Source organism: Methylobacterium ajmalii, from assembly GCF_036448855.1.
In the GTDB taxonomy this organism is placed as follows: domain Bacteria; phylum Pseudomonadota; class Alphaproteobacteria; order Rhizobiales; family Beijerinckiaceae; genus Methylobacterium; species Methylobacterium ajmalii.
This window is the reverse complement of the sequence record NZ_JAZFXT010000006.1, coordinates 249,955-256,955: the sequence shown is the minus strand read 5'-3', so window position 1 is coordinate 256,955 and position 7,001 is coordinate 249,955. Positions and strand designations below refer to the sequence as shown.

General features: G+C 66.8%; 15 protein-coding genes. All 15 read left to right on the top strand.

Features of this window, described 5'->3' with window-relative positions:
• Nucleotides 1-126: EF-Tu C-terminal domain-related protein (locus tag V3T34_RS02905; protein WP_462677503.1), on the top strand; the 126-nt coding region annotated here is incomplete at its 5' end.
• Between the two features lie 80 nt (nucleotides 127-206).
• Complete coding sequence (rpsJ, locus tag V3T34_RS02900; RefSeq protein ID WP_012330343.1) at nucleotides 207-515, top strand: 30S ribosomal protein S10; 309 nt, start codon at nucleotides 207-209, stop codon at nucleotides 513-515.
• A gap of 51 nt (nucleotides 516-566) precedes the next feature.
• Complete coding sequence (gene rplC, locus V3T34_RS02895) at nucleotides 567-1,307, top strand: 50S ribosomal protein L3 (protein WP_060849027.1); 741 nt, start codon at nucleotides 567-569, stop codon at nucleotides 1,305-1,307.
• Complete coding sequence (gene rplD / locus V3T34_RS02890; protein WP_060849026.1) at nucleotides 1,307-1,927, top strand: 50S ribosomal protein L4; 621 nt, start codon at nucleotides 1,307-1,309, stop codon at nucleotides 1,925-1,927. Before rplC ends, rplD begins: the two co-directional genes overlap by 1 nt.
• A complete protein-coding gene (locus tag V3T34_RS02885; protein WP_048425815.1) occupies nucleotides 1,924-2,220 on the top strand; it encodes a 50S ribosomal protein L23 in 297 nt (98 codons plus the stop codon). Before rplD ends, V3T34_RS02885 begins: the two co-directional genes overlap by 4 nt.
• A 25-nt stretch (nucleotides 2,221-2,245) precedes the next feature.
• Complete coding sequence (gene rplB / locus V3T34_RS02880) at nucleotides 2,246-3,082, top strand: 50S ribosomal protein L2 (RefSeq protein ID WP_060849025.1); 837 nt, start codon at nucleotides 2,246-2,248, stop codon at nucleotides 3,080-3,082.
• Between the two features lie 12 nt (nucleotides 3,083-3,094).
• Nucleotides 3,095-3,373 (top strand): 30S ribosomal protein S19, encoded by a 279-nt coding sequence (gene rpsS, locus V3T34_RS02875; protein WP_048425817.1) that lies wholly within the window; start codon nucleotides 3,095-3,097, stop codon nucleotides 3,371-3,373.
• Between the two features lies 1 nt (nucleotide 3,374).
• Nucleotides 3,375-3,758, top strand: coding sequence for a 50S ribosomal protein L22 (rplV, locus tag V3T34_RS02870; protein WP_048425818.1), 384 nt, complete (start codon nucleotides 3,375-3,377; stop codon nucleotides 3,756-3,758).
• Nucleotides 3,759-3,768: 10 nt separating this feature from the next.
• On the top strand, nucleotides 3,769-4,503 hold the full coding sequence (gene rpsC, locus V3T34_RS02865; RefSeq protein ID WP_048425819.1) for a 30S ribosomal protein S3: 735 nt from the start codon (nucleotides 3,769-3,771) through the stop codon (nucleotides 4,501-4,503).
• Nucleotides 4,504-4,543: 40 nt separating this feature from the next.
• Nucleotides 4,544-4,957, top strand: coding sequence for a 50S ribosomal protein L16 (gene rplP / locus V3T34_RS02860; RefSeq protein ID WP_048425820.1), 414 nt, complete (start codon nucleotides 4,544-4,546; stop codon nucleotides 4,955-4,957).
• Between the two features lie 14 nt (nucleotides 4,958-4,971).
• Entirely contained in the window at nucleotides 4,972-5,187 is a 216-nt protein-coding gene (rpmC, locus tag V3T34_RS02855; RefSeq protein ID WP_048425821.1) for a 50S ribosomal protein L29, read from the top strand.
• 13 nt (nucleotides 5,188-5,200) lie between these two features.
• Entirely contained in the window at nucleotides 5,201-5,455 is a 255-nt protein-coding gene (rpsQ, locus tag V3T34_RS02850) for a 30S ribosomal protein S17 (RefSeq protein WP_060849024.1), read from the top strand.
• 288 nt (nucleotides 5,456-5,743) lie between these two features.
• On the top strand, nucleotides 5,744-6,112 hold the full coding sequence (gene rplN / locus V3T34_RS02845; protein ID WP_048425823.1) for a 50S ribosomal protein L14: 369 nt from the start codon (nucleotides 5,744-5,746) through the stop codon (nucleotides 6,110-6,112).
• Complete coding sequence (rplX, locus tag V3T34_RS02840; protein ID WP_048425824.1) at nucleotides 6,112-6,429, top strand: 50S ribosomal protein L24; 318 nt, start codon at nucleotides 6,112-6,114, stop codon at nucleotides 6,427-6,429. The genes rplN and rplX overlap by 1 nt, the downstream gene beginning before the upstream one ends.
• Nucleotides 6,422-6,988, top strand: a complete 567-nt coding sequence (gene rplE, locus V3T34_RS02835; protein WP_048425825.1) for a 50S ribosomal protein L5 — start codon at nucleotides 6,422-6,424, stop codon at nucleotides 6,986-6,988. Before rplX ends, rplE begins: the two co-directional genes overlap by 8 nt.
• Nucleotides 6,989-7,001: the final 13 nt, after the last annotated feature.

The window sequence follows — 7,001 nt, the reverse complement described above, 5'->3', positions numbered from 1 at the left end:
GGCGACAACGTGACCATGGACGTCACGCTGATCGTGCCGATCGCCATGGAGGAGAAGCTCCGCTTCGCCATCCGCGAGGGCGGCCGCACCGTCGGCGCCGGCGTCGTCGCCTCCATCACCGAGTAAGCGTCCAGGCGCTTCCACGAGCGGACAGGTGACGGGGCGGGCCTCGTGCCCGCCCCATCCCGTCGCGAGGTAGACATCACATGAACGGCCAGAACATCCGTATTCGCCTGAAGGCGTTCGATCATCGCATCCTGGATTCGTCGACCCGCGAGATCGTCTCGACGGCGAAGCGGACCGGCGCCCAGGTCCGCGGGCCCATCCCGCTGCCGACCCGGATCGAGCGCTTCACCGTCAACCGCTCGCCCCACATCGACAAGAAGTCGCGTGAGCAGTTCGAGATGCGCACCCACAAGCGCGTGCTCGACATCGTCGATCCGACGCCCCAGACCGTGGACGCGCTGATGAAGCTCGACCTCGCCGCTGGCGTCGACGTGGAGATCAAGCTCTAGGCGATCCCGCGGGATCGCTTGGAGCTTCACTAGGCTGCGCGGGGGAGAACCATGCGCTCAGGAGTCATTGCACAGAAGGTCGGCATGACCCGCGTCTTCACGGACGCCGGCGAGCATGTTCCGGTCACGGTGCTCAAGGTCGATCAGTGCCAGGTGGTGGCCCACCGCACGGTCGAGAAGAACGGCTACGTCGCGCTCCAGGTGGGCGTGGGCAAGGCCAAGGTCAAGAACGTGTCCAAGGCCCAGCGCGGCCACTTCGCCGTCGCGAAGGTCGAGCCGAAGCGCAAGCTGGCCGAGTTCCGCGTCACCGAGGATGCGATCATCCCGGTCGGCGCCGAGATCACCGCGGACCACTTCCTCGAGGGTCAGTTCGTCGACGTGACGGGCACGACCACCGGTAAGGGCTTCGCTGGCGGCATGAAGCGCTGGAACTTCGGCGGTCTGCGCGCCACCCACGGCGTGTCGATCTCGCACCGCTCGATCGGTTCGACCGGTGGCCGTCAGGATCCGGGCAAGACCTTCAAGAACAAGAAGATGCCGGGTCATCTCGGTGTCGAGCGGGTCACGACCCAGAACCTGCGCGTCGTGCGCACCGATGTCGAGCGCGGCCTGATCCTGGTCGAGGGCTCGGTCCCGGGCGTCGACGGCGGCTGGATCTTCGTCCGTGACGCCGTGAAGCGCAAGCTGCCGGCCGACGTGCCGATGCCGGGCAAGTTCCGCGAGCAGACCTCTGCTCCGGCGGACAGCCAGGTCGAGGCTCCCGCGGCTCCGGCCACCGAGGAGAACGCGTGATGAAGTTCGAGATCACCACGCTCGACGGCGCCGAGGCCGGCTCGGTCGAGCTCGACGAGGCCATCTTCGGCCTCGAGCCCCGCGCCGACCTGCTGCAGCGCTGCGTCCGCTGGCAGCTCGCCAAGCGCCAGGCTGGTACCCACCAGACCAAGCAGCGCGGCGAGATCGCCCGTACGACGAAGAAGCTCTACAAGCAGAAGGGCACCGGCAACGCCCGTCACGGCGCGGCCTCCGCTCCGCAGTTCCGCGGCGGCGCCCGGGCCCACGGCCCGGTCACCCGCTCGCACGCCCACGACCTGCCCAAGAAGGTCCGGGCGCTGGCGCTGCGCCACGCGCTCTCGGCCAAGGTCAAGAGCGCCGAGCTGATCGTCATGGACGACGCCCGCCTCGATGAGGGCAAGACCAAGGCGCTCAAGGAGCGCTTCGGCAAGCTGGCTCTCTCGAACGCCCTGATCATCGGTGGCGCCGAGCTCGACCAGAACTTCGCCCGTGCGGCCCGCAACCTGCCGCAGATCGACGTCCTGCCGGTGCAGGGCATCAACGTCTACGACATCCTGCGCCGCGAGAAGCTCGTGCTGACCCGCGCCGCCGTCGATGCGCTGGAGGCGCGATTCAAATGAGCGCTGATCCGCGCCACTACGACGTGATCGTCTCCCCGGTCATCACCGAGAAGGCGACGAACCTCTCGGAGCTCAACAAGGTTGTGTTCCGGGTGGCCCCGAAGGCCACGAAGCCGCAGATCAAGGAAGCGGTCGAGAAGCTGTTCGAGGTCAAGGTGAAGAGCGTCAACACGCTCGTCACCAAGGGCAAGGCCAAGATGTTCCGCGGTCAGCGCGGTCAGCGTTCGGACGTGAAGAAGGCGATCGTCACCCTCGAAGAGGGCCAGACGATCGACGTCACGACCGGGCTCTGAGGGAACGGCGTAAGGAAACAAGCCAATGGCTTTGAAGACATTCAAGCCGGTCACGCCGAGCCTTCGCCAGCTCGTGATCGTGGACCGTTCGGAGCTCTACAAGGGCAAGCCGGTCAAGGCGCTGACGGTGGGCAAGTCGTCCACCGGCGGCCGCAACAACCTCGGCCGCATCACCGTCCGCTTCCGCGGCGGTGGCCACAAGCGGACGCTGCGCCTCATCGACTTCAAGCGGCGTGAGCACGCCGGCAAGGTCGGGACCGTCGAGCGGATCGAGTACGATCCCAACCGCACGGCATTCATCGCCCTCGTCAGCTACGAGGGCGGCGCGCAGAGCTACATCCTGGCTCCGCAGCGCGTGAAGGCCGGCGACAAGGTCGTCTCGGGCGACCAGGTCGACATCAAGCCCGGCAACGCCATGCCGCTCGGCAGCATGCCGGTCGGCACGATCGTGCACAACGTCGAGCTGAAGATCGGCAAGGGCGGGGCGATCGCCCGGTCCGCGGGCAACTACGCCCAGATCGTCGGCCGCGACCAGGGCTACGTCACGCTGCGCCTGAACTCGGGCGAGCAGCGCCTGGTGCACGGCCAGTGCTACGCCACGGTGGGCGCGGTCTCGAACCCCGACCACATGAACATCTCGCTCGGCAAGGCCGGTCGGAACCGCTGGCTCGGCAAGCGTCCGCACAACCGCGGCGTCGCGATGAACCCGGTCGACCACCCGCACGGCGGCGGCGAGGGTCGTACGTCGGGCGGTCGTCATCCGGTCACGCCGTGGGGTGTCCCCACCAAGGGCAAGAAGACCCGCTCGAACAAGCGCACCGACACGTTCATCGTGTCGAGCCGCCACAACCGCAAGAAGTAGGGGCGTCGTCCCATGGCACGTTCAATCTGGAAGGGGCCGTTCATCGACGGCTACCTCCTCAAGAAGGCGGACGCCGCGCGCGGCGCGAGCCGCAACGAGGTGATCAAGATCTGGAGCCGTCGCTCCACGATCCTTCCGCATTTCGTTGGCCTGACCTTCGGGGTCTACAACGGGCAGAAGCACATCCCGGTCTACGTTTCCGAGGAAATGGTCGGTCACAAGTTCGGCGAGTTCTCGCCGACCCGCACCTTCCACGGTCACGCGGCCGACAAGAAGGCGAAGAGGCGCTAAGATGGGCAAGGCAGCAGCACCCCGCGCGCTCCCCGAGAACGAGGCCAAGGCCGTGGCGCGCATGCTGCGCGTCAGCCCGCAGAAGCTGAACCTCGTGGCTCAGCTCATCCGCGGCAAGAAGGTCTCGCACGCGCTCGCCGACCTGCAGTTCTCGCGCAAGCGGATCGCGGTCGACGTCCGCAAGTGCCTCGAGAGCGCCATCGCCAACGCCGAGAACAACCACGACCTGGACGTGGACGATCTCGTCGTGAAGGAGGCCTATGTCGGCAAGGCGCTGGTTCTCAAGCGCTTCCACGCCCGCGCCCGCGGCCGTGGCGCCCGCATCCTGAAGCCGTTCGCGAACCTCACCATCGTGGTGCGCGAAGTTCCGGCCGAAGTTGCCTGAGGAGGAATCGATGGGACAGAAAGTCAATCCGATCGGTCTTCGGCTCGGCATCAACCGGACCTGGGACTCGCGCTGGTACGCCAACAAGGGCGAGTACGCCCGCCTGATGCACGAGGACGTCGCGATCCGCAAAGCGCTGCTCAAGCAGCTCAAGCAGGCCGCGGTCTCCAAGATCGTCATCGAGCGCCCGCACAAGAAGTGCCGCGTCACCATCCACTCGGGCCGTCCGGGCGTGGTGATCGGCAAGAAGGGTGCGGACATCGAGAAGCTGCGCAAGCTGGTCAACTCGATGACCAAGGCCGACGTGACGATCAACATCGTCGAGGTGCGCAAGCCCGAGATCGACGCCACCCTGGTGGCCGATTCGATCGCGCAGCAGCTCGAGCGCCGCGTCGCCTTCCGTCGTGCCATGAAGCGCGCCGTGCAGTCGGCGATGCGTCTGGGCGCCGAGGGCATCCGGATCAACTGCGCCGGCCGCCTCGGCGGCGCCGAGATCGCCCGGCTCGAGTGGTATCGCGAGGGCCGCGTGCCCCTGCACACCCTGCGCGCCGACGTCGATTACGGCACGGCCACGGCGTTCACGACCTACGGCACCTGCGGCATCAAGGTGTGGGTGTTCAAGGGCGAGATCCTCGAGCACGACCCGATGGCCCAGGACAAGCGCGCGCACGAGGAGGGCGGCCGTTCGGGCGGACGTCGCGACCGTGAGCGCGGCGAGCGCGGCGGACGGGACGCGGCGGCCTAAGGGCCGCCCGTCTCCCGCCCTTCAGTTTTGAGAGGCTGCCATGCTGCAACCCAAGAAGACGAAGTTCCGCAAGCAGTTCAAGGGCCGCATCCACGGCGCCGCGAAGGGCGGAACCGATCTGAACTTCGGCTCCTACGGCCTCAAGGCCATGGAGCCGGAGCGGATCACCGCGCGTCAGATCGAGGCGGCCCGCCGCGCGATCACCCGCGAGATGAAGCGTCAGGGCCGGGTCTGGATCCGGATCTTCCCCGACGTCCCCGTGACCGCGAAGCCGACCGAGGTCCGCATGGGCTCCGGTAAGGGTGCGCCCGAGTACTGGGCCGCCCGCGTGCATCCGGGCCGCATCATGTTCGAGATCGACGGCGTGGCCGAGGACATCGCCCGCGAGGCGCTGCGCCTGGGTGCCGCCAAGCTGCCGGTCCGCACGCGCTTCATCCAGCGCATCGCCGACTGAGGAGAATATTCGAGATGAAGTCGAGCCAGAGGCTGTCTGACCTGAGCGCGCTGTCGCCGGATCAGCTCGGCGAGGAGCTCCTGAACCTGAAGAAGGAGCAGTTTAACCTGCGCTTCCAGCGGGCCACGGGTCAGCTCGAGAACGTCGCCCGGGTGCGCGAAGTGCGCCGCGACATCGCCCGCGTCCGCACTCTGCAGCGCCAGAAGACGCTGCAGGCCGCGCAGGGCTAAGGGAGTTACCACCATGCCGAAGCGCGTGCTGCAGGGCGTCGTCGTCAGCGACAAGCAGGACAAGACCGTCGTCGTGAAGGTGGAGCGTCGCTTCACCCACCCGGTGATGAAGAAGACCATCCGCCGGTCGAAGAACTACCACGCCCACGACGAGAACAACGTCGCCAAGGTCGGCCAGACGGTGTTCATCGAGGAGTCGCGGCCCTACTCCAAGCTCAAGACCTGGAAGCTGGTCGAGGGCGAGGCCGCCGCGACCGTCGAGGCGTAAGTCGGACGCCTTCGGGCTCCCGATGCCTCCGCTCGGACCCGGGAGCCGTCACCGGCGGTCCCGGGCCTTGCCAGGACGGCCGATCCGTTGTAGACGGCCGGCCTCCACCGAAACATGAAGGGCGTGTGACGCGCCCCTCATCGCGTTCGTTGACCGCGCCAGCGCGAGCAATCGCGCTGCAGCGCGGTCTTTTAATGGACGGGGACGCGAGATCCCCATCAGGCTGCCGTCCGCCGGGCAATCGTGCCCGACGGAGACCTGCCTGAAACAAGGAAAGGGCGTTAGGCCGTGATCCAGATGCAGACGAATCTGGACGTCGCCGACAATTCCGGCGCACGTCGCGTGATGTGCATCAAGGTGCTCGGCGGTTCCAAGCGCAAGTATGCCGGCGTCGGCGACATCATCGTGGTGTCGGTGAAGGAGGCTATTCCGCGGGGCCGCGTGAAGAAGGGCGACGTCATGAAGGCGGTCGTCGTTCGCACCGCCAAGGACGTCCGTCGGGCCGACGGTTCGGTGATCCGCTTCGACCGCAACGCGGCGGTGCTGATCAACAACCAGAAGGAGCCGATCGGCACCCGTATCTTCGGACCGGTGCCGCGCGAGCTGCGTGCTCGCAACCACATGAAGATCATCTCGCTGGCGCCGGAGGTGCTGTAATGGCTGCGAAGGTGAAGAAGGGCGACAAGGTCGTCGTCCTGACCGGCCGCGACAAGGGTCGCACCGGCGAGGTCATCCAGGTGATGCCGAAGGAAGACCGGGCGCTCGTCCGGGGGATCAACCTGGTGAAGCGCCACACGCGCCAGACCCAGACCTCCGAGGGCGGGATCATCTCCAAGGAGGCGGCGATCCACCTGTCGAACCTGGCGGTCGCCGACCCCAAGGACGGCAAGCCCACCCGGGTTGGTTTTCGCATTCTGGAAGACGGGCGCAAGGTTCGCTTCGCGAAGCGCTCGGGAGATCTGATCGATGGCTGAGGCGCTCAAGGACGGGTACACCCCGCGGCTCAAGAAGCACTACGAGGAAGTGGTGCGTCCCAAGCTGATCGAGGAGTTCGGCTACACGAATCCGATGCAGGTGCCGACGATCGAGAAGATCGTCGTCAACATGGGCGTCGGTGAGTCGACCCAGGACTCCAAGAAGGCGACCGTCGCCGCCGAGGATCTCGGCCTGATCGTCGGCCAGAAGCCGGTCATCACCCGGGCCCGCAAGGCGATCGCGACCTTTAAGGTCCGCGAGAACATGCCGATCGGCTGCAAGGTCACGCTGCGCAAGCAGCGGATGTACGAGTTCATGGATCGCCTGATCACCATCGCGCTGCCGCGCGTGCGTGACTTCCGCGGCCTGAACCCGAAGTCGTTCGACGGGCGCGGCAACTACGCCCTCGGGATCAAGGAGCACCTGGTGTTCCCCGAGATCAACTACGACAAGGCCCAGAACACCTGGGGCATGGACATCGTCGTGGCGACCACCGCCAAGACCGATGCCGAGGCCCGGGCGCTCCTGAAGCACTTCAACTTCCCGTTCCGGCAGTGAGGGCCGACCGCCC